Origin of the sequence: Stappia sp. P2PMeth1 (assembly GCF_900185735.1) — a bacterium.
Lineage (GTDB): Bacteria > Pseudomonadota > Alphaproteobacteria > Rhizobiales > Stappiaceae > Stappia.
Map to the genome: position 1 here is coordinate 35,977 of NZ_FYAW01000060.1, position 19,557 is coordinate 55,533.

The window sequence follows — 19,557 nt, forward strand, 5'->3', positions numbered from 1 at the left end:
TACGAACTGATCGAGGCGAGCATGCCGACTTACCGGTCCAGAACCACCACCCACGGACGCAACATGGCGGGCGCGCGCGGCCTTTGGCGCGCCACCGGCATGAAGGACGGAGATTTCGGCAAGCCGATCATTGCCGTGGTCAACTCCTTCACTCAGTTCGTTCCCGGTCACGTGCATCTGAAGGACCTCGGCCAGCTCGTTGCCCGCGAGATCGAGGCAGCCGGCGGTGTCGCCAAGGAGTTCAACACGATCGCCGTCGACGACGGCATCGCCATGGGCCATGATGGCATGCTCTATTCGCTGCCCTCGCGCGAGATCATCGCCGACAGCGTCGAATATATGGTCAATGCGCATTGTGCCGATGCCATGGTCTGCATCTCCAACTGCGACAAGATCACCCCCGGCATGCTGATGGCCGCCATGCGGCTCAACATCCCGGCGGTGTTCGTCTCGGGCGGACCGATGGAGGCCGGCAAGGTGCGGCTTGCCGACGGCAAGGAACGCCGTCTCGACCTTATCGATGCCATGGTGGCCGCCGCCGACGACAATGTTTCGGACGAGGACGTCCAGGTCATCGAGCGCTCGGCCTGTCCGACCTGCGGCTCCTGCTCCGGCATGTTCACCGCCAACTCGATGAACTGCCTCACCGAGGCGCTCGGCCTGTCGCTGCCCGGCAACGGCTCGACCCTTGCCACCCACGCGGATCGCAAGCGGCTGTTCGTCGAAGCCGGCCACCTGATCGTCGATATCACCCGCCGTCACTACGAGCAGGACGATGCCAGCGTGTTGCCGCGCTCCATCGCCAACCGTCAGGCCTTCCACAACGCCATGTCGCTGGACATTGCCATGGGCGGTTCGACCAACACGGTGCTGCATCTGCTGGCGGCCGCCCGCGAGGGCGAGATCGACTTCACCATGGCCGATATCGACAAGCTGTCGCGCAAGGTTCCCGTTCTGTGCAAGGTCGCCCCGTCCGTATCGCATGTCCACATGGAGGACGTGCACCGGGCCGGCGGCATCATGGGAATTCTCGGCGAACTCGACCGCGCCGGCCTCATCGATACCTCGCTGCCGATGGTCCATGCGGCGAGCGTCGCCGACGCCCTTGAACGCTGGGACGTGAAGCGCACCAGCAGCCAGAGCGTCCACGACTTCTTCCGCGCCGGTCCGGCGGGTATCCCGAGCCAGACCGCCTTCTCGCAGGATTGCCGCTATGACAGCGTCGACACCGACCGGGAGACGGGCGTCATTCGCTCAAAGGAGCATGCCTATTCCCAGGACGGCGGCCTTGCGGTTCTCTACGGCAACATCGCTCGCGACGGCTGCATCGTGAAGACCGCCGGCGTCGACGACTCGATCCTCAAGTTCACCGGCCGCGTCCGCATTTTCGAGAGCCAGGACAGCGCCGTGAACGCCATCCTGACGGGCAAGATCGAGGCCGGAGACGTGGTGCTGATCGTCTACGAAGGACCGCGCGGCGGCCCCGGCATGCAGGAGATGCTCTACCCGACCAGCTACCTGAAGTCGAAAGGCCTCGGCAAGAAGTGCGCCCTCGTTACCGATGGACGCTTCTCCGGCGGCACGTCCGGCCTGTCGATCGGCCACGTTTCGCCGGAAGCGGCGGAGGGCGGCGAAATCGGCCTGGCGCAGGAAGGCGACACGCTTGAGATCGACATCCCGAACCGGACGATCCATCTCGCCGTCTCGGACGAGGAGATGGCGCGTCGACGTGCGGAGATGGAAGCCAGGGGCGCGGATGCCTGGAAGCCGAGAGAGAAGCGTACGCGCAAGATCTCGACGGCGCTGAAGGCCTATGCACTGCTTGCGACCTCCGCCGCAGAGGGCGCTGTGCGCCGGATCGACTGAGCCGCCAGTTGCTGAATACCAAAAAACCGGCCGCCCGTTGGGCGGCCGATTTTATTTTGTTCGCATGAATACGGTGCCAACCATCTAAGGCACTTGCGCATCAGCGCGGTACGGCTCCTTGCTGGCACCTGCGCATCAGCGCGGTGCCATGCGGATCGCACCATCCAGACGGATCGTCTCGCCGTTCAGCATCGGATTCTCGCAGATCGCCGCAACGAGGTCGGCATATTCCGACGGGCGACCGAGGCGCGAGGGGAACGGTACCTGCTGGCCGAGCGAATCCTGCACGTCCTGAGAAAGGCCGAGCAGCATCGGCGTCTCGAAGATGCCCGGTGCGATGGTCATGACGCGAATACCGGACTTCGACAGGTCACGGGCAATCGGCAGCGTAGAGGCTGCGACACCGCCCTTGGAGGCGGCGTAAGCGACTTGGCCGATCTGGCCGTCGAACGCTGCCACCGAGGCCGTGGAGACGATGACGCCGCGCTCGCCATCGGCCGTGATCGGATCGAGTTCCACCATTGCCGTCGACGAATGGGCAATGCAGCGGAAGGTACCGACCAGATTGACGGCGATCACCTTCTCGAACATGTCCAGCGGGTGCGGTTCGCCGCGCGACGTGGTCTTGGCCACCGGTGCGATGCCCGCGCAGTTGACGAGAATACGCTCGACACCGAAATGCCCGCGAGCGGCGGCAAAGCCGGCCTTGACGCTGTCATTGCTGGTCACGTCCACCGCGACGAAGGCGCCGCCGATCTCCTTGGCGATCGCCTCGCCCTGCTCCACATTCATGTCGAACAGCGTGACCTTGACACCGGCAGCCGCCAGACGGCGAGCGGTTGCAGCCCCGAGCCCCGACGCACCACCCGTTACGACGGCGGCAATTCCCTGCCCAAGCTTCATGTTCACTCCCTGATTGCATCGGAGCGCCGCGCACTCCCTGACCGTTTTGGTGAGCAACAGGTGGCAGGAAGCAGACGGGCGGTCAAGCGCCTGAAAACCATGACCTAACGTCACGTCGACCCCGGAGGATCGTCCGCCCGTCAGGGAGTGATCACCATGCCTTCCCGCCCGACCACGACGCCCGGATGCCGGTGCGCGGCCTGCTCGCCGATCGCATCCAGAGCATCGTCCGACCGTCGCGGGTCGTGGTGATGCAGAACAAGCTGCGAGACCCCGGCCTCCAGGGCCAGTTCCACTCCCTTCTGCCAGGTGGAGTGTCCCCAGCCGACGTAACGGGGATATTCCTCATCCGTATACATGGCGTCGTAGATCATGACGTCCGCGCCCTCGACGAAACGGCGCACGGCGCGATCGATCTCCGCATCGCCATGCTCGTGGTCGGTGATCACGCAGATCGTCTTGCCGCCGTAGGCGATCCGATAACCTGTCGCTCCGCCCGGATGGTTGAGGGCAATCGTCGTCAGGCGGGCCGCCCCCTTGCGCTCGACCTCGCCGCCGGCCCGGAAATTGCGAAACGTCACGGCGCGCAACGTATTGGCGGCAACGGGAAAGATCGGTGGCGACATGATCCGGCAGATGATGTCCATCAGTCCGGAACTGTCGGCGAAGTGCCCGGCCCAGGCATTGATGGAGAACCGGTCGTCATAGGCAGGGGTAAAGAAGGGCAGTCCGCAGATATGATCGAGATGGGTATGTGTGAAGAAAAGATCATACTCGGCAGGCGGACGGGCATGCATTTCCAGACCCAGATTGCGCGCACCGGAGCCGCAGTCGATCAGGAAGGTGTCATCGCCGGCATGGATCTCGAAACAGGTCGTCTCGCCGCCGTAGCGGAGCGTCGAGGGGCCCGGCGTCGGCGTCGAACCGCGCACGCCCCACAGCTTCAGCGAAAGGGTCACAGAAAGGCCATCCCCGTCTTCACGCCGCAGCACCCGAGGACTGCAATGCGACAAGATCCTGCGTGGTGCGGTCCAGGCGTTTCGCAAGCGTTCGCATCACTTCAAGCGACATATCCGGGAACTCCTTGAGGAGACGGAGGAAATCGTCCTTCGAGACGGTCAGGACGTCCATCTCCCTGATGGCGACGACCGTGGCCGTGCGGGGAACGTCGCACAGGATCGCGATCTCGCCAACTATGGAATTCTCGCCGAGCCTGGCGACCGTGCGCTCGCCGTCAGGCGTGTTCACCCGCACTTCCACCTCTCCTTCCAGGATGATGAAGGCAGAATCACCGTCATCCCCCTGGTCGCACAGATGCTCGCCGGGCGCGAAGCGGGACCGATCGGAGATGAAGGCCAGGAGCCTCAGCTTGGTTGCATCGATGCCGCGAAACAGCGGCACGCGCCGCAACGCATCGACTTCCGCGTCAAGGGTCACGTGTCCTCCTTCGGGAGTTCGACCGGCTGTGCGCCGGGCGCCTCCGCATTCAGGTTCGGGAATTTCGCGCAAGGATATCGATGCTTCATGACGCACCTTCCTCGTCGACGATACGTCCCTGTTGCATGACGATACTATGGGGGAATTCCGCCGCCACGTTCAAATTCGGCGCCCCGAACAGCAGCATTCGCCCATCGAGCGCCTTGCGAAGGGATGCGCGCAGGGCCCGGTCATCTTCGCTGCCGCTGCTCACGGTATCGTCGAGAATGGTGATGGCAGCGTTCTTCATCAGCGCCCGCACCAGCGCGACGCGGCGCCGCTGCCCGGTGGAGAGGCGCGACCCGGCGACGCCGACATGGAAATCGAGGCCCGCGCGCACGATCGGCCGGCGCAGATCCATCTCATCGACAATGGTGCGGATCAGGCCGTCGATCTTCTCTCGGGCATCGCGCCGGTCGACACGCGGGCGACCGAACAGCAGATTGTCCTCGATCGACATGGGAGCGATGAACTTGTCCCTGTCGAACACCACGAAGCGACTCTGGTCGCCATTGAGACGCGTGTGGAAGGCGGCGCGTGCGGCAACGATCTCCGCTCGAATATCATCGTCGACCACACCGAGGCGATGCCGCGCCGGGATCAGCTTGAATGCCAGGCCGATCAGTCGCTCCTTGTCCGGATCGCGCAACTGGCCCTTGCCCGTTTCCGAGCGGGCGGCACGCACGATGCGATCGAACTCCGGCAACTCGTCGGGTGTGATGAACGAGTAGTCCCCGAGCAGGCCCGAATCGTCGCTGACATTGGCGAAGAGTTCGACCATGGTGCCGGCGATCTTCAGACCGATCTCGACCAGCCGATCCCGCAATCCGGTCTCCCGAAGCGCCGCGGCGACGTCGGGATCGGCAGCCAGGGTGTCGATCCCCAAAGCCGGATCGACCGGCATCGCAAAAAGCAGGTTCTCGGCCACCGTAGCCGAATTGTTGAACTTGCCGACATCCCAAAGCTCGACCATGGCAGCCAGCCGACCGTCGCCGGCCACCCGATCGGCGAGCGCCCGGCGGACCATCAGCACCCGCTCGGCGAACTCCGGATACCGTGCCGGATCGATCGGAGACTGCAGGCCCATCCGGAACACATCCGCGGCAAGGCCCGTCATTTCGATCAGTTCGAGAGCGCGCGCGTCGAGCGCATCGACCGATTCGACGCCCGCCGCCTCCAGGTCCTCCCACTCGGCCTCCACGTCATAGTCCGGGTTCTGGGTGGCTTGCGCCTCCACCAGCCTGCGGGCGTGTTGTGCCTTCTCGCTTCCTGTCCGCTCGGGCGGGCGCAAGGGGCGATGACGCAGACCGTAGACGATGTTGTCGCGCACGGTGCCGGTCCATACATGCACCGACGGTCCGACGAAGGCGATCTGTCGCCCAAGCACGGCCTCGCTCAAGTTGTCGAGGTTCTGACCGCCGATCTCCACGCGCCCGCTCGTGGCGCCGAGCAGCCCCGCGGCCAGTTGCAGAACCTCGGAGCGCCCGGATCCGTCCGGGCCGACCACGGCGGCATGGGCGCCCTCCGGCACCGTCAGCGACACATCGAAGACCTCCTGCCCCGCCGCCCCGCCGGAGAAACTGACGCCGCGCATCACGAGATCGCCGGACAGACGCATCCCCTCCGCCTCGCCGGTCAGCCGGGTCACCGGATAGATGTCCGCGGGATCGAAATTCTCCACGACGGTCTGGTACTTCACGTCCACATCGGCGACCATCTGGTAATAGGCCAGCAGTTCCTTCCAGGGTCCGGCAAGATCCTTGTATGCGGCGATCACCGCCAGCAGCGCACCGATGGACAGATCTCCCTCGATCACCAGCCAGCCGCCGATCAGGTAAAACAGGAACGGGGTCAACTGGTTCATGAAGTTGTTCAAAAACTTGATAAAATACTTCCAATTGAAGATCTGGAATCTGATCTTGTAGTTTGCGTAGAGCCTGTCTGACAGATCCGCCGAGTGCCAGGCGGATGCATCATTGGCATGGATTTCGGAAACACCGCCAATGCTCTCACCGATCTTGTCGGCGATCACCCGAACATTGCGCACGCGCTTGCGCGACAGCACGATGACCTTGCGCTGCAGCTTCGGGATCACATAGGCCTGCATGGGATAGGAGGAGACTGCGGCCAATCCGAGCAGCGGGTCCTGCATGAAGATGAAGCCGATCTGGACCGCCAGCATGCCGCCCTGATAGGCGGGCAGGGCCACGGCTTCGCCGATGAAACCGCCGACATCCTCCACTTCCGAGGTGATCATCGGAATGATCTCGCCGGAACTGACCTTCTTGAAGTGCGGCAGACGAAACCGAAGGACGCGCTGGAACAGTTCGAAGCGCAGCCGGCGCAGCATGCGCTCGCCCAGTCGCCCCTTGTAGACATTCAGGGCGAGCTTGATGCCGTTCGACAGCACCACCAGTCCAAGAAACGCGAGGCAGAGAATGACCAGATAGGACAACTGGTCGAATTCCAAGCCCCACAGATCTCGGGGAAAATTCTCTCCCTGGATGGCGTCGTTGACGATGAGCTTGGGCAGTTCCAGCAGCACATAGGTGACCGGATAAGCTATCACCGTGATCAGCAAGATCGTCATCTGCTGAGGGGCACTGTATCGCCAGATGAATTTGAAAAGGCTTTTTTCCATGATCAATCGCGGTATCGTGTCGCGGGCCTGTTTCAACATCCGGCGCGTTTCCCGCGCATCATAACGTGGAGCGCCAAAACCGCCACAAGTAACAAGAGCCCCCGCCCTTGCATCCTCACCAATCGGAAGCTAGAGAAGGACGGACGATGGGGGAGCGTGGTCGTGCCGCAGTACCGACGCGCTGACCGAATGGGTAGGCATGACCAATAGCGCCCCGAAAGTGCTGATCTACAGCCATGACTCCTTCGGGCTCGGTCACCTGCGACGGTGCCGGACAATAGCACACGCCCTCACCCGCCGGTTTACCGACATGTCGGTGCTGATTCTGTCCGGCTCTCCGATCATCGGCAGCTTCGAATTCCGCTCCCGCGTCGACTTCGTCCGGATTCCCGGCGTCATCAAGTTGCGCAACGGGGAATACACGCCGCTGTCGCTGTCGCTCAATATCGAGCATATCCTGGCGATCCGGACCTCCATCATCGAGCATACGGCGAACGTCTTCGATCCGGACATCCTGATCGTTGACAAGGAGCCCTTGGGGCTGCGCGGCGAGATCCTCGGCACGCTCGAAATGCTGAAGGAGCGCGGCAACACCCGCCTGATCCTCGGCCTGCGCGACGTGATGGACGATCCGACGGTGCTGCGCGAGGAGTGGACGCGCAAGAATGTCGATCCGGCGCTGGAGCGCCTTTACGACGAGATCTGGATCTATGGCCCGCCGGACCTGCACGATCCGCTGGCCGGCATGGGCCTGTCTCCCAATGTCCATGCCAAGGCAGTGAACACCGGCTACCTGCGGCGCGATGTGCCTGCCGATGCCCGCATCACCGAGCCCCTCCCCTTCGACGACGAGCCCTATATTCTGGTCACGCCAGGTGGCGGCGGCGACGGTGTCGAACTGGTCGACTGGGTCATGCGGGCCTACGAGTCGCGCGCTCAACCCCTGTTCCCGGCGCTGATCGTGCTCGGCCCCTTCATGCCCGCCCAGGCGGCAGCGGAATTCCAGGCCCGCGCCGAGAACCTGCGCGACGTTCACATCCTGCGCTTCCTGCCGACGATCGAACCCTATATGGCCGGAGCCAAGGCAATTGTCGGGATGGGCGGCTACAACACGTTCTGTGAGATCCTGTCCTTCGACAAGCCGACGCTGCTCGTACCTCGCGTGGTCCCCCGCCGCGAGCAGTCGATCCGTGCCACCCGAGCCGAAACCATCGGCCTGCTGCGGGTTCTGCCGATCGACGACTATCCGGATGTCGACAAGATGATCGATGCCCTGGTCGAACTGCCCTGGCTTGCGCCTCCTTCGACCGCCGGAATAGACAATCTGCTCGGCGGGCTCGACGTGATCGGCGACCGGGTCGAGCGGATCCTCGCGGAACGCGCCGCCCCCCTCAGGGAACTGGCGGCCGTCCGCGCCTGACGCCCCGGCCAGCAACCCGCCACGGCACGCCTATCAGTCGCGCCCTGCTTTCAGGACTCTTGCCACGCATGTCTCGTATCGCCGTCGTCGTCAAAGGCTATCCACGTCTGTCGGAGACCTTCATCGCGCAGGAGATCCTCGGCCTCGAGCGCCGGGGCATCGGCCAGTTGATCGTGGCGCTGCGCCAGCCCTACGACCCCTTCATTCATGAGGTGCACCGGCAGATTTCCGCGGAAGTCCTGTATCTTCCCGAATATGTGAAGGACGACCCCGCCCGTGTCGCCAGGGCGAAACGCTGGGCGGCGCGGCAGCCGACCTACCAGGCGGCCCATGCCCTGTTCATGGCGGACTTCGCCCGCGAGCCGAACGCCAACCGTCAGCGCCGTTGGGCCCAGGCCTGCGTCTTTGCGCATGAACTCCCCCAGGACGTCGTCTGGATCCATACCCACTATCTGCATACGCCCTGTTCGGTCTCGCGCTATGCGGCTCATCTTTCGGGACGCGGCTGGTCGTTCTCCGCCCATGCCAAGGACATCTGGACCAGCGAGGAGTGGGATCTCAGGGTGAAGCTGGACGATGCCGCCTGGGGTGTCACCTGCACCCGCGTCAATCTCGACCATCTGCGGTCCTTGTGCGCGCAGCCGGACAAGCTGGAACTGGTCTATCACGGGCTTGATTTCTCCCCCTTTCCCAGCCGGAAGGCCTATGGCGCCGGCGATGGCCGGGAGAACGGTCCCGTGCGGCTCCTGTCCGTCGGCCGGGCGGTGGAAAAGAAGGGGTATGACGACCTGCTGAAGGCGCTCGCCCGGTTGCCGGCGGGGCTCGATTGGCAGTTCGAGCATATCGGCGGCGGCGAACAGGCAAAGCGCCTGGCCGAACTGGCGCAGAGCCTCGGCGTGTCGGACCGTGTCACCTGGCACGGGGCGCGGCCACGCGAGGATGTGATCGCGGCGGCAGGGCGCGCGGACCTTTTCGTCCTCGCCTCGAAAGTGGCGAAGTCCGGCGACCGGGACGGCCTGCCCAACGTCCTGATGGAAGCGCAGGCGATGGGACTGTGCTGCCTCGCCACCGACGTCTCGGCGATCCCCGAACTCATCCGCGATGGCGAGACGGGAGCCCTGGTGCCGCCGGGAGATGTCGCGGCCCTCAGCGCGGCGCTGGCGGAGCTGATCGGAGATCCCGCGAGACGGGAGCGTCTTGGCCGGGCGGCGTCGAGCGACGTCCGTCGGCGTTTTTCCACAGATCCGGGCATCGACCGGCTGGCGGCTCGCTTTGCTCCCCTGCTCCAGGATCGGGCCCGCGCCTCGTAAGGTGGAAGGAAGACCGCCATGCGCATCGCCTTCACCGCCCCGATGAAGCCTCTCGACGATCCGGTGCCCTCCGGCGACCGGACTATGGGGCGGTTGATCGTGAAGGCACTCGAGGCGGCCGGGCACGAGGTCGAGACCGCCACCCGATTCCGCGCCTGGCGGGCGACCGGCGGCGTCGACGTACAAAAGGAGGTGGAGCGGGCCGCCCTTGCCGAAGCCGAGCACATGGCGGGCGCCTGGCGATCGCGCGGTTACCGGCCCGACCTGTTCCTGACCTATCACCTTTACCACAAGGCCCCCGACTGGATCGGGCCGGCCATCGCGGCAGAGTTCGGCATTCCCTATGTCGTCGTCGAGGCAAGCCGCGCGCCGAAGCGCAGGACCGGCGAGTGGGCCCACGGCTTTGCCGCCGCCGACGCGGCGCTCGCCCGCGCCGACATGGTGGCGGCGCTGCACCGGGCGGATCGCCAGTGCCTCGCCGACGTCGTTCCTCCGCACCGGCTTGCCGTGCTTGCCCCCTTCATCGATGCCGCCCCCTTCCTGCGAGCCGAGCGCAAGCCCCGGCACACCGGCGAGCCGCTGCGACTGCTCGCCATCGGCATGATGCGCGAGGGGGCAAAGCTCGCCTCCTATCGTGTGCTCGCCGAAGCGCTGGACCGGCTCCCGGCCAGCCTCCGCTTCACCCTCACCATTGCCGGCGACGGCCCGGGCCGTGCCGAGGTCGAGGCGCTTCTCTCCCGCCATCCGGTCACCTTCACGGGCACCCTTGCACCGGAGGACATTCCCGCTCTTTGCGCCGCACATGACATCTTCGTCTGGCCGGCGATCCGCGAGGCTTTCGGCCTCGTCTTCCTGGAGGCGCAGGCGGCCGGCCTTGCCATCGTCGGCGGTGATACGTTCGGGGTGCCCGACATCGTCGCCCATGGCCGCACGGGTCTGCTGTCCGCCGAGGGAGACGCCGCCGCCTTTGCCGCCAACCTCGCTGCTCTGCTCTCCCACCCAGAACGCGCGGCGGCAATGGGGGCGGCGGCGCGAGACCACATCGGCGCCGATCACGACCTGGCAAGCGGCGCCGGACGTCTCGACGCCCTCCTGAGCCGAGCCTTGCGCAACTTCGCCGGCCGCGCTACCGCTTCGCCGCAATGACCCGATCCGCCTTCATCCATGTCCAGCACCTGCTCGGCACCGGCCATGCGCTGCGGGCCGCAGCCATCGGCCGCGCCCTTGCCGCGCGCGGGATATCGGTGACGCTGGCCACCGGCAATCACCTGCCGCCGCTGCTGGACACGTCCGGTCTGAAGATCGTCCAACTGCCCCCTGTCCGGGCGCTCGATGCCCGCTTCAAGACCTTCCTGACGCCGGATGGGCAGGAAATTGACGAGGCGTGGAAGGAGGCCCGCACAAAGGCGACGCTGGACGCCTTTCGGGCCCGGCCGTTCGACCTGCTGCTGACCGAAACCTGGCCCTTCGGACGACGCCCCTTCGCATTCGAGATGCAAAGTCTGGTCGATGCCGCCAGGGCGCTGCCGCGTCCTCCGCTGATTGCCGCGTCGATCCGCGATATTCTCGTGCGCAAGCAGGAGATCTGGAAGGAGGAGGAGATGGCCGAGCGGGCGCGGGCCGCCTACGATCTCGTCCTCGTCCATGCTGATCCGGCCTTCATCCGGCTGGAGGACAGCTTTCCCTTCACGGATCGCGTTGCGCATCTGTTGCGCTATACCGGCTTCGCCGAGACCGGTTCCGACAGCCCGCCAGCACCCGGCGACGACGGCCGGGACGAGGTCGTCGTCTCCTGCGGCGGCGGCGCCGTGGGGATCGAGCTTCTCAGGGCGGCGCTTGCGGCGCGCACCCTTTCCCGATGCGCGGGCGACTGCCGCTGGCGGCTGCTCGCCGGCCACGACATCGACACGACCACCCTCGCCGCCCTCGCCGGCCAGGCCGGCGACGGGATAGTGGTCGAACGGGCGCGCAGGGACTTCCCCTCGCTGCTTTCGCGGGCGCGCCTCTCGATCAGCCAGGCCGGCTACAACACCGTGCTCGACATTCTCCGGGCCGGGGTGCCCAGCGTCCTCGTGCCGTTCGCGCAGATCAAGGAGACCGAGCAGCAGCAGCGGGCCGACGCCCTGGTGCGGCATGGCCGCGCCGTTGCCATTCCCGAAAAAACGCTGACGCCGGCCGCACTGGCACAAGCGGCCGACGAGGCGATCCCCCCCCCCCGCCGTGACATCGCGGTTCGCTTCGGGGGCGCCGAGGCGGCAGCCGACATCCTCGCGCAGGCCCTCGAGGCACGCGGATGAGCGGGGCTGCCATGGGCGACGATCCCGACTTTCTGGCCTATCGCGACGGCCTCAATCGCCATCTCGACTGGTTCGCGGAGCGCGGCCTGGCGGTGCCCGTCTGGTGGCGCGACGATGACGCGGTGGAGCCGACGCCGGCGCTGGAGCGGTTGCTCCGGATCGCCAACACCTGCGAGATCGAGGTCGCGCTTGCCGTCATTCCGGCGAATGCGACCGAAGCCCTTGCCGGGCGGCTCGCCGGCGAGCGCTTCGCCTGCGTCCTGCAGCATGGCTACGAGCACCGCAATTTTCAGGACAAGTCGCGAGGCGAGAAGGCGGCGGAGTTCGGCCGGCGCCGCGATCCGGACGAGGCGATCGCGCTGATCCGGCGCGGCAGGCAGCGGCTGGAAGAGCTGTTCGGCGCGCGCTTCGTTCCGATCATGGTGCCGCCCTGGAACCGGATCGCGCCGCGCATCTCTGCCCGCCTCGGCGAGGCCGGGCTTCACGGTCTGTCGACCTTCACCCAGTTCCATCCGCGCGCGCTCGTCCAGGTGCAGACGCATGTGGACATGATCAAGTGGAAGAAGGAGCGCCGTTTCATCGGCTGGCGGTCGGCGTCCTTGCGCTTCGACTACCATCTGGCGCGGCGGCGCACCAATGCGTCGGAGCCGCTCGGCATCCTCTCCCATCACCTCGCGCAGACCGACGCCTGCTTCGAGTTTCTGGAGAGGACCTTCGCCCTCCTGCGGGCGCATCCCGGCGCCCGCCTTACCCGCATCTCGGACCTGCTCGACGAAGAGCGTGCGGCCCGCGGCCTTGCTGCCGTCAGCCGGCCGGCCGGAGCAACCTGAGCCGCCAGGTGACGTTCTTCTTGTCCGAGGTCAGTCGGTAGTCGTCGAGCACTTCCCAGTCCGGCCCGTCGGTCGCCTCCCACAGGCGGGCGATCAGGCGGTTGGCGCCCGACTCCAGTCGCTTGGGCGAGTACATCGACACGGCGATGACCCCGTCCGGCGCCAGGAACGGCACATAGCGCGCCACGGCGGCGGCCGGATCGTCGGAAAAGTGCAGCACCTCGTTGAAGACGATGGCGGAGAACACCTCGTCCTTCTCCGGCGCGAACGTGTGCAGGTCGCCCGCGCGCAGCGAAGCGATCTCGGGATCCACATTGGCGATGCCGAGCGCTGCCGGCGCCAGATCGACGCCGACATAGCGGCGGATGCCCATCGGCTGCAGCCGCTCGTACAGCAGCCCCTCGCCGCAACCGATATCCAGCACCTTGTCGAGCGATCCGTTCAGCGCCAGCCACATGCCGATGATGCCGTAGCGGCCGCTCTCCGGCAGGTCGCGCAGGAAAGACCAGCGCCCGCGCCGATACTCCTCGTCCCAGCCATCGGCGGTCGATGCGTTCTTGGACATGCCTTGTCTTCCTGTTTGCCGGCCTGTCGACCGGTCTGTCAACGCCCCCCGGAAGCCGGCGCCGAAGCGCCGGCCTGCCTACGGCCGGACATCACTTATACGGGTCGGCGGCGTCACGCAAACCATCGCCAAGGAAATTGAACGCGAGCACCACGATGATGATCGGGACAACCGGCGCCATCAGCCAGGGATAGATGACGACGACGGAGATATCCTGAGCCTCGTTGAGCAGCACGCCCCAAGAGACCGCCGGACGGCGCAGCCCGAGGTTGAGATAGGAGAGTGCCGTCTCGCCGAGGATCATCGCCGGGATCGACAGGGATGCGGAGGCGATGATGTGGCTGGTGAAGCCCGGCAGCAGGTGCTTGCGAATGACCCGCGAGGGCGTTGCCCCCATCAGCAGCGCCGCCTTGGCATATTCCTCCTCGCGCAGCGCCAGCAGCTTCGAGCGGACAGCGCGGGCAAGACCCGGCCAGTCGAGCAGCCCGAGGATCACCGTGATGCCGAGATAGATCCACACCGGCGACCAGGTCACCGGCAGGGCCGCCGACAGTGCCATCCAGAGCGGCAGTTCGGGCAAGGACCGCAGGATCTCGATCAGCCGCTGGATGGCGCTGTCGATCAGGCCACCGAAGAAGCCGGCGATCCCGCCAAAGAACAGGCCGAGCACGATGGAAATCGTCACGCCGACAAGGCCGACCGTCAGCGACAGCCTGGCCCCATAGATCAGTCCCGACAGCACATCGCGGCCCAGCCGGTCGGTGCCGAGCAGATAGAACGTCCCCCCTTCGGCCGGACAGACCAGATGGAAGCTTGCATCGAACAGGCCCCAGAACCGGTATTTCGAACCGAAACAGAGGAAGCGCAGCGGTTGCACGTCCTGGCGGTCTTCCGTGTAGACCCAGCGCACGGTCTCAAGGTCGACCTCCGCCTTCAGCCCATAGACGAAAGGCCCGACGAAGGAGCCTTCGTGGAACAGGCGCAGCGTCTGCGGCGGCGCGTAGAGATGGTCGTTGGAGCGCTGGTTCGGCGCGTAGGGGGCGATAATTTCCGCAAAGGGAACACAGAGATAGAACAGGATCAGGATCACGCCCGACCACACCGCGAGGCGGTGTCGTCGGAACTTCCACCACATGATCTGCCATTGCGAGGCCTGGTAATAGCGCTCCTGCGCCGGTGACAGCGTCTCCATCTCCGAAGGGTTGAAGGCCTCCGGGTTGACGTAGTGTTCGCTCTCGCTGCGCATGCTCATCACCCCTTCCTCCCGAACCGGATGCGCGGATCGAGCACCGCCAGCAGCAGATCGGAGACGAGCATGCCGATCAGCGTCAGCACCGCGACGAAGAGCAGGATGAAGCCCGCAAGGAACTGATCCTGCGATTGCAGCGCGTTGAGCAGAACCGGTCCGACGGTCGGAAGGTTCAGCACCACCGACACGATCACCGAACCGGACACGAGCGAGGGGATCAGGTTGCCGATGTCGGCGATGAAGGGATTGAGCGCCATGCGCAGCGGATATTTCACCAAGAGGCGCGGCTCGCTCATTCCCTTGGCCCGAGCGGTCGTCACATACTGCCTGTGCAACTCGTCGAGCAGGTTCGCCCGCAGCCGCCGGATCATCGCCGCCGTTCCCGCCGTGCCGATGACGATCGTCGGCACGATCAGATGCGCCAGGACCGACAGCGCCTTCCCCACGCTCCAGGGCTGCCCGATATATTCGGGCGCCATCAGCCCGCCCACCGACAGGCCGAACCAGAGGTTGGCGAAGTAGAGCATGATCAGGCCGAGCAGGAAGTTCGGGGTCGCCAGACCGATATAGCCGATGAAGGTGAACCCGTAGTCGCCCCAGGAATATTGCCGGGTCGCGGAATAGATGCCGATCGGAAACGACACGACATAGACGAAGAGAATGGTCGCGGCGTTGAGCACGATGGTCAGCGGCAGGGTCGGCCCCACCACTTCGGCAACCGGCTTCTCATACTCGAAGGACCAGCCCCAGTTGCCCTGCAGCAGGCCGTCGAAACCGTGCACGCCGGGCCACAGGCCGATCCAGATCAGGTAGCGTTCCAGGAAGGGCCGGTCGAGCGCGAACTCCGCCCGCAGAAACTCGAGCTTGGCGATCGACGCGCTCTCGCCGGTCGCCCGCAGCGCCGCGATCTGATTGGAGATGTAGTCACCAGCCGGAAGCTCGATGATGACGAAGGTTAGCAGACTGATCACGAAAAGCGTCGGGATCATCGTTAGCACCCGGCGCAGGATATAGTAGAGCATCAAGCGGTTCCCCCAGCGCCCCGCAGCGCCTTCCTCACGTCACTTCCGGTAGAATTCGTCCATGCGATGAATGCCGAACTGGGCCCCGGGATCCCAGCCGTAGATCCCGACCTTCGGAACGTTGCCGAGCCCCTTGACCACCACCGGCTGACGCACTTCCGACACCAGGCCGATATGGATCGTCTCGTCGGCGTGGATCTGCAGCATCTCGTGCCAGATCTCGGTGCGCTCCTCCGGCGTGCTGGAGCTCAGCCAGTCGTCATAAAGGCGCGTCAACCGGATGGCCGGTTCCCAGTCGGGCTGCTCGCCGGTCTGGCCATCGGTCTCGTACCAGTTGCCCCAGCGCGACCAGGACAGGAAGTCGCTGCGCACCGGCGCGAAATCCTCCGGCGACATTTCCGAGGTCGGGATGCCGTTTTCGAACCCGGCCCAGACGGACATCACCAGCAGGCCGGCGAGCGCGCGTTCGCGGATGATGTCGCGCTGGCTCGGTTTGGCAAACAGCTTCACGCCGATCTCGCGCCAGGTCTCGCCGACCAGTTCCAGCGCGTCCAGTTCCTCCTGGCTTTCGCCGGTGGCCTCGACGATGATCTCCAGCGGCCGGCCGTCCGGCATCAGGCGCACCCCGTCGCCGCGCCGCTTGGTCAGCCCGATCTCGTCGAGCAGGCGGTTGGCCTCATCGGGGTCGAATTGCGCGTGCAGCTCGCGATATTCCGGGCGGTAGAGCGGGCTTTGCTCGAGCACCGTATCGTTGCCGGGCGTGGCGAGGCCCAGATACAGGACCTTGTTGATCATCTCCCGGTCGATCCCGAGCGACAGGGCCCGGCGGAAGCGCGTGTCCAGCATCAGTGTCCGCCAGACCGGATCGGCAACGGTCAGGTTCGGCTGCAACGAGATCTGCGATCCCTTGCTGATCGGCCACAGATAGGTCTCGAAACGGCCGAACCGTTCGCCCTGCTTCAGGATGGTGATATCGGAGAAGCCGATGTTGCGGGCCTGCAGGTCGGTTTCGCCGGCCTGGGTCTTGGCGGCGATGATCTTGCCGTCGGCGACGGTCATGACGACGCTGTCCAGATAGGGAAGCTGCTGACCGGCCGTGTCGACGCGGTGATAGAAGGGATTGCGGTGCAGGACGAAGCGCCGCTCGCCGTCGTCGGTCAGCCGCACCCAGGGCTGCAGGCTCGGCAGCTCCGGATTGCGGGCGTCGTACATGTCGTCCATTCGGTTGAACAGGGCCGCCCAACTCCGCAGCTTGCGCGCCTCGGCCTGCTTTTCCAGCGCCTGCAGGTCTCCGTAGCGAAGGTGGAACTGCTTCAGATAGTGCGCGGGGCGATAGATGAAGGGCGGCCGCGACTTCGCCAGTTCCGGCTTGAACAGCGGGTTCGGCGCGTCCCAGGTGAAGCGAACCGTCGTCTCGTCGATCACCTCGAAAACCGGCGGCTTGCCGCCGGCCAGCATGAATTGCGGCAGGCCGGAGGGCTGCAGCTCGGCGTTCGAGGCAACATCCTCGTACCAGAAGCGAATGTCTTCCGACGTGAAGGGATGGCCGTCGGACCATTTGTGGCCCTTGCGCAGGACCAGCGTGAAGCGGCGCCCGTCCTCCTCGATGAAGTCCTTGAGGATGTCGGGGACCAGTTCGAGGTCCTCGTTGTAGCCGACGAGCCGGGCATAGCCCCAGACGTTGATCAGCCGCACGTCGCGGGAGCGGCCGATCAGCGTGTCGATCCGGCCGCCCGGCGTGCCGATCTCGCGGCCGCGCGCCACCAGATCCACCACAAGCGGTTCCTCCGGCAGGCGCTCGGCCACCGGCGGCAGGTCGACGCCGATCCGCGGGACCAGCGACGGCGTTTCCTTGAGCGTCAACGCGGCCGCCGGAAGCCCGGCGAAGACCATTGCCCAGACCGGGACGAGCGCGGACAGGACGAGCGCGGACAGGCGAGCACGGTGTCTCATTGGGCTGCCTCCATCGGCAGCGACCCGCTGTTGCCGGCAAGTCCGGGAGCGCAGACGAAATGTCCGCTCTCCACCTCCACAAGAGCCGGACGAACGCCGTCGACCAGCCGGTAGGGCTCCGGCCACAGGTCGGGTTCGGACGCCCGTCCCGCCTCCAGCGCGGCGAAGTCCAGCGGCGCGTTGAGGTCCGGTTCGGGCACCGAGGCAAGCAGCGCCCGGGTATAGGGGTGCAGCGGGTTCTCCACCACGTCCCGCGTGCTGCCGACCTCCACCACCCGGCCGCGGCACATGACGGCGAGCCGCTCGGCGATGTAGTCGACCACCGCGAGATTGTGGCTGACGAAAAGATAGGTGAGGCCGAGTTCCGTCTTCAGGTCGCGCAGCAGGTTGAGGATCTGCGCCTGGACCGACACGTCGAGCGCCGAGGTCGGCTCGTCGCACAGGATGAACTCGGGATTGAGGGCAAGCGCCCGGGCGATGCCGATCCGCTGGCGCTGGCCGCCGGAGAAGGAATGCGGATAGCGGCGCAGGAACCTCGGGTCCAGCCCGACAAGGCGCATCAGCTCGCGCACTCGCTCCGCCCGCTCCTCCGCCGTCCCGACATTGTGGATGATCAGCGGCTCCATCAGCAACTCGTTCACGGTCATGCGCGGGTTGAGCGAGGAGAACGGATCCTGGAAGATCAACTGGACACGCCGGCGATAGTCCAGCAGTTCCGCTCCCTTGAGGCTCCCCACCTCGACCGGGCCGTCGCCGCAATCGTATCGGATCGAGCCTTCGTCCACCTCGATGGCACGCAGGATCGCCTTGGCCGCGGTCGTCTTTCCCGAGCCGCTCTCGCCGACGAGACCGACGCATTCCCCGCGCCGCACCGTCAGGTTGACAGTGTCGAGCGCCAGAACACTGTGACCACCCTTGCCGAGAAAGAACCCGCCCTTGCGCGTGGTGAAGCGTTTGGTGACATTCGTGAGGCTCACCAGCGGCGCCCCGGCGGCGCAGGCGCGTTCCGAGCGCCCCTTCTTCAGGAACCCTTCCGCATGCGGCTCGATCGGCCGGATCGGCACCAGCCGCTCGCCTTCCGCCATGCCGAAACGCGGCACGGCGTTGAGCAGCGCCTTCAGATAGTCGTGCCGGGGCTCGGCGAAGAGCGCCTGCGCGCTGCCGCGTTCCATGATCCGGCCGTGATAGATCACCACCACGTCGTCCGCCATGTTGGCGACAACCCCGAAATCATGGGTGATGAGCAAGGTCGACATGTGCAGCTCGGCCTGCACATCCTTGATCAACTTGAGGATTTCCGCCTGGATCGTGACGTCGAGCGCCGTCGTCGGTTCATCCGCGATGAGCAGGGCCGGATGGCAGATCATCGCCATGGCGATCATCGCGCGCTGGCGCAGGCCGCCGGACAGTTCGAACGCATAGGAATCGAGCGCCCGCGCGGGGTCGGGAAAGCGGACCAGGCGCAGCATCTCGCGGGTGAGTTCGCGCGCCTCCTGGGGACCGACATCGCGATGCAGTTCCGCCGCCTCGCCGATCTGATCGCCGATGGTGTGCAGCGGCGACAGCGAGGTCATCGGTTCCTGAAAGATGATCGCGATGCGATTGCCGCGGATCGCACGCATCTTTGCGCCCTTGCGGTCGAGGGCGGCGATATCCACCGGCGCGGCGGTCTCGCTCTCCTGGAACAGGACGCGGCCGCCCGTGACCTGCGCCTTTTCCGGCAGCAGCCCCATGATCGTCTGCGAGATCACGGTCTTGCCCGAGCCGGATTCTCCGACCAGCGCCACCGTCCGGTTGCGGGGAACCGAGAACGAGACGTCGTCGACGGCTCGCATACGCCCCTCTCCCGTCAGGAAATCCACGGTGAGACCGTCGATTGTCAGAACATCCACGCGGCTTGTCCTCCAGGCGCCCTCATTGTGCCGTTGTCGCGCCATTATAGGAGGCGATCGCCCGCATGAAAGTGCCCGGCACCCCCTCCCCCCTGTCGCTACTTACCAGTGCTAGCGCAGGCGCGTGTGACCG

At 65.7% G+C, this 19,557-nt stretch carries 15 protein-coding genes; 6 read left to right on the top strand and 9 right to left on the bottom strand.

What is annotated here, in order from left to right; translation table 11 throughout:
• Positions 1 to 21: 21 nt before the first annotated feature.
• A complete protein-coding gene (gene ilvD, locus P2PM1_RS24410) occupies positions 22 to 1,866 on the top strand; it encodes a dihydroxy-acid dehydratase (RefSeq protein ID WP_186400904.1) in 1,845 nt (614 codons plus the stop codon).
• A 135-nt stretch (positions 1,867 to 2,001) separates the two neighbouring features.
• Here the strand turns inward: ilvD and P2PM1_RS24415 are convergent, their stop codons facing one another.
• From P2PM1_RS24415 to P2PM1_RS24430, 4 genes are all read right to left on the bottom strand, one after another.
• Positions 2,002 to 2,769: an SDR family NAD(P)-dependent oxidoreductase gene (locus tag P2PM1_RS24415; RefSeq protein ID WP_186389939.1), complete on the bottom strand. Its 768-nt coding sequence runs from the start codon at positions 2,767 to 2,769 to the stop codon at positions 2,002 to 2,004.
• A gap of 140 nt (positions 2,770 to 2,909) precedes the next feature.
• Positions 2,910 to 3,728 carry an MBL fold metallo-hydrolase gene (locus P2PM1_RS24420; protein ID WP_208984525.1) on the bottom strand — a complete coding sequence of 273 codons (819 nt, stop codon included), beginning with the start codon at positions 3,726 to 3,728 and terminating at the stop codon, positions 2,910 to 2,912.
• A 19-nt stretch (positions 3,729 to 3,747) separates the two neighbouring features.
• Positions 3,748 to 4,206 carry a cyclic nucleotide-binding domain-containing protein gene (locus tag P2PM1_RS24425; RefSeq protein ID WP_186389940.1) on the bottom strand — a complete coding sequence of 153 codons (459 nt, stop codon included), beginning with the start codon at positions 4,204 to 4,206 and terminating at the stop codon, positions 3,748 to 3,750.
• Between the two features lie 85 nt (positions 4,207 to 4,291).
• The gene (locus P2PM1_RS24430) at positions 4,292 to 6,835 is read right to left on the bottom strand and encodes an ATP-binding cassette domain-containing protein (protein ID WP_208984527.1); all 2,544 of its coding nucleotides are present in this window, start codon (positions 6,833 to 6,835) and stop codon (positions 4,292 to 4,294) included.
• 250 nt (positions 6,836 to 7,085) lie between these two features.
• Between P2PM1_RS24430 and P2PM1_RS24435 the strand changes: the two genes are divergently transcribed.
• The 5 genes from P2PM1_RS24435 (at position 7,086) to P2PM1_RS24455 (ending at position 12,743) form a co-directional block, all read left to right on the top strand.
• Positions 7,086 to 8,306 (top strand): glycosyltransferase family protein, encoded by a 1,221-nt coding sequence (locus P2PM1_RS24435; RefSeq protein ID WP_186389941.1) that lies wholly within the window; start codon positions 7,086 to 7,088, stop codon positions 8,304 to 8,306.
• Positions 8,307 to 8,374: 68 nt separating this feature from the next.
• Positions 8,375 to 9,616, top strand: coding sequence for a glycosyltransferase family 4 protein (locus tag P2PM1_RS24440; RefSeq protein ID WP_186400905.1), 1,242 nt, complete (start codon positions 8,375 to 8,377; stop codon positions 9,614 to 9,616).
• An 18-nt stretch (positions 9,617 to 9,634) separates the two neighbouring features.
• A complete protein-coding gene (locus P2PM1_RS24445) occupies positions 9,635 to 10,762 on the top strand; it encodes a glycosyltransferase family 4 protein (RefSeq protein ID WP_186400906.1) in 1,128 nt (375 codons plus the stop codon).
• On the top strand, positions 10,759 to 11,913 hold the full coding sequence (locus P2PM1_RS24450) for a glycosyltransferase family protein (protein ID WP_186400907.1): 1,155 nt from the start codon (positions 10,759 to 10,761) through the stop codon (positions 11,911 to 11,913). Before P2PM1_RS24445 ends, P2PM1_RS24450 begins: the two co-directional genes overlap by 4 nt.
• Complete coding sequence (locus P2PM1_RS24455) at positions 11,910 to 12,743, top strand: polysaccharide deacetylase family protein (RefSeq protein ID WP_208985412.1); 834 nt, start codon at positions 11,910 to 11,912, stop codon at positions 12,741 to 12,743. Before P2PM1_RS24450 ends, P2PM1_RS24455 begins: the two co-directional genes overlap by 4 nt.
• On the opposite strand, the gene P2PM1_RS24460 is transcribed toward P2PM1_RS24455, so the two are convergent.
• The 5 genes from P2PM1_RS24460 to P2PM1_RS24480 form a co-directional block, all read right to left on the bottom strand.
• Positions 12,718 to 13,308: a trans-aconitate 2-methyltransferase gene (locus P2PM1_RS24460; RefSeq protein WP_186389945.1), complete on the bottom strand. Its 591-nt coding sequence runs from the start codon at positions 13,306 to 13,308 to the stop codon at positions 12,718 to 12,720. The genes P2PM1_RS24455 and P2PM1_RS24460 overlap by 26 nt on opposite strands.
• A gap of 91 nt (positions 13,309 to 13,399) precedes the next feature.
• Positions 13,400 to 14,560 carry an ABC transporter permease gene (locus P2PM1_RS24465; RefSeq protein ID WP_186389946.1) on the bottom strand — a complete coding sequence of 387 codons (1,161 nt, stop codon included), beginning with the start codon at positions 14,558 to 14,560 and terminating at the stop codon, positions 13,400 to 13,402.
• Complete coding sequence (locus tag P2PM1_RS24470) at positions 14,560 to 15,579, bottom strand: ABC transporter permease (RefSeq protein WP_186389947.1); 1,020 nt, start codon at positions 15,577 to 15,579, stop codon at positions 14,560 to 14,562. Before P2PM1_RS24470 ends, P2PM1_RS24465 begins: the two co-directional genes overlap by 1 nt.
• A 39-nt stretch (positions 15,580 to 15,618) precedes the next feature.
• Positions 15,619 to 17,532, bottom strand: coding sequence for an ABC transporter substrate-binding protein (locus P2PM1_RS24475; protein WP_186400908.1), 1,914 nt, complete (start codon positions 17,530 to 17,532; stop codon positions 15,619 to 15,621).
• Positions 17,529 to 19,424, bottom strand: a complete 1,896-nt coding sequence (locus P2PM1_RS24480; protein ID WP_186400909.1) for an ABC transporter ATP-binding protein — start codon at positions 19,422 to 19,424, stop codon at positions 17,529 to 17,531. The genes P2PM1_RS24475 and P2PM1_RS24480 overlap by 4 nt, the downstream gene beginning before the upstream one ends.
• Positions 19,425 to 19,557 lie beyond the last annotated feature (133 nt).

Bases quoted from the DNA above. Each gene is read 5' to 3' on its own strand.
- ilvD (WP_186400904.1), top strand. From the start codon at position 22: ATGCCGACTTACCGGTCCAGAACCACCACCCACGGACGCAACATGGCG.
- P2PM1_RS24415 (WP_186389939.1), bottom strand. From the start codon at position 2,769: ATGAAGCTTGGGCAGGGAATTGCCGCCGTCGTAACGGGTGGTGCGTCG.
- P2PM1_RS24430 (WP_208984527.1), bottom strand. From the start codon at position 6,835: ATGACGATCTTGCTGATCACGGTGATAGCTTATCCGGTCACCTATGTG.
- P2PM1_RS24435 (WP_186389941.1), top strand. From the start codon at position 7,086: ATGACCAATAGCGCCCCGAAAGTGCTGATCTACAGCCATGACTCCTTC.
- P2PM1_RS24440 (WP_186400905.1), top strand. From the start codon at position 8,375: ATGTCTCGTATCGCCGTCGTCGTCAAAGGCTATCCACGTCTGTCGGAG.
- P2PM1_RS24445 (WP_186400906.1), top strand. From the start codon at position 9,635: ATGCGCATCGCCTTCACCGCCCCGATGAAGCCTCTCGACGATCCGGTG.
- P2PM1_RS24450 (WP_186400907.1), top strand. From the start codon at position 10,759: ATGACCCGATCCGCCTTCATCCATGTCCAGCACCTGCTCGGCACCGGC.
- P2PM1_RS24455 (WP_208985412.1), top strand. From the start codon at position 11,910: ATGAGCGGGGCTGCCATGGGCGACGATCCCGACTTTCTGGCCTATCGC.
- P2PM1_RS24460 (WP_186389945.1), bottom strand. From the start codon at position 13,308: ATGTCCAAGAACGCATCGACCGCCGATGGCTGGGACGAGGAGTATCGG.
- P2PM1_RS24465 (WP_186389946.1), bottom strand. From the start codon at position 14,560: ATGAGCATGCGCAGCGAGAGCGAACACTACGTCAACCCGGAGGCCTTC.
- P2PM1_RS24470 (WP_186389947.1), bottom strand. From the start codon at position 15,579: ATGCTCTACTATATCCTGCGCCGGGTGCTAACGATGATCCCGACGCTT.
- P2PM1_RS24475 (WP_186400908.1), bottom strand. From the start codon at position 17,532: ATGAGACACCGTGCTCGCCTGTCCGCGCTCGTCCTGTCCGCGCTCGTC.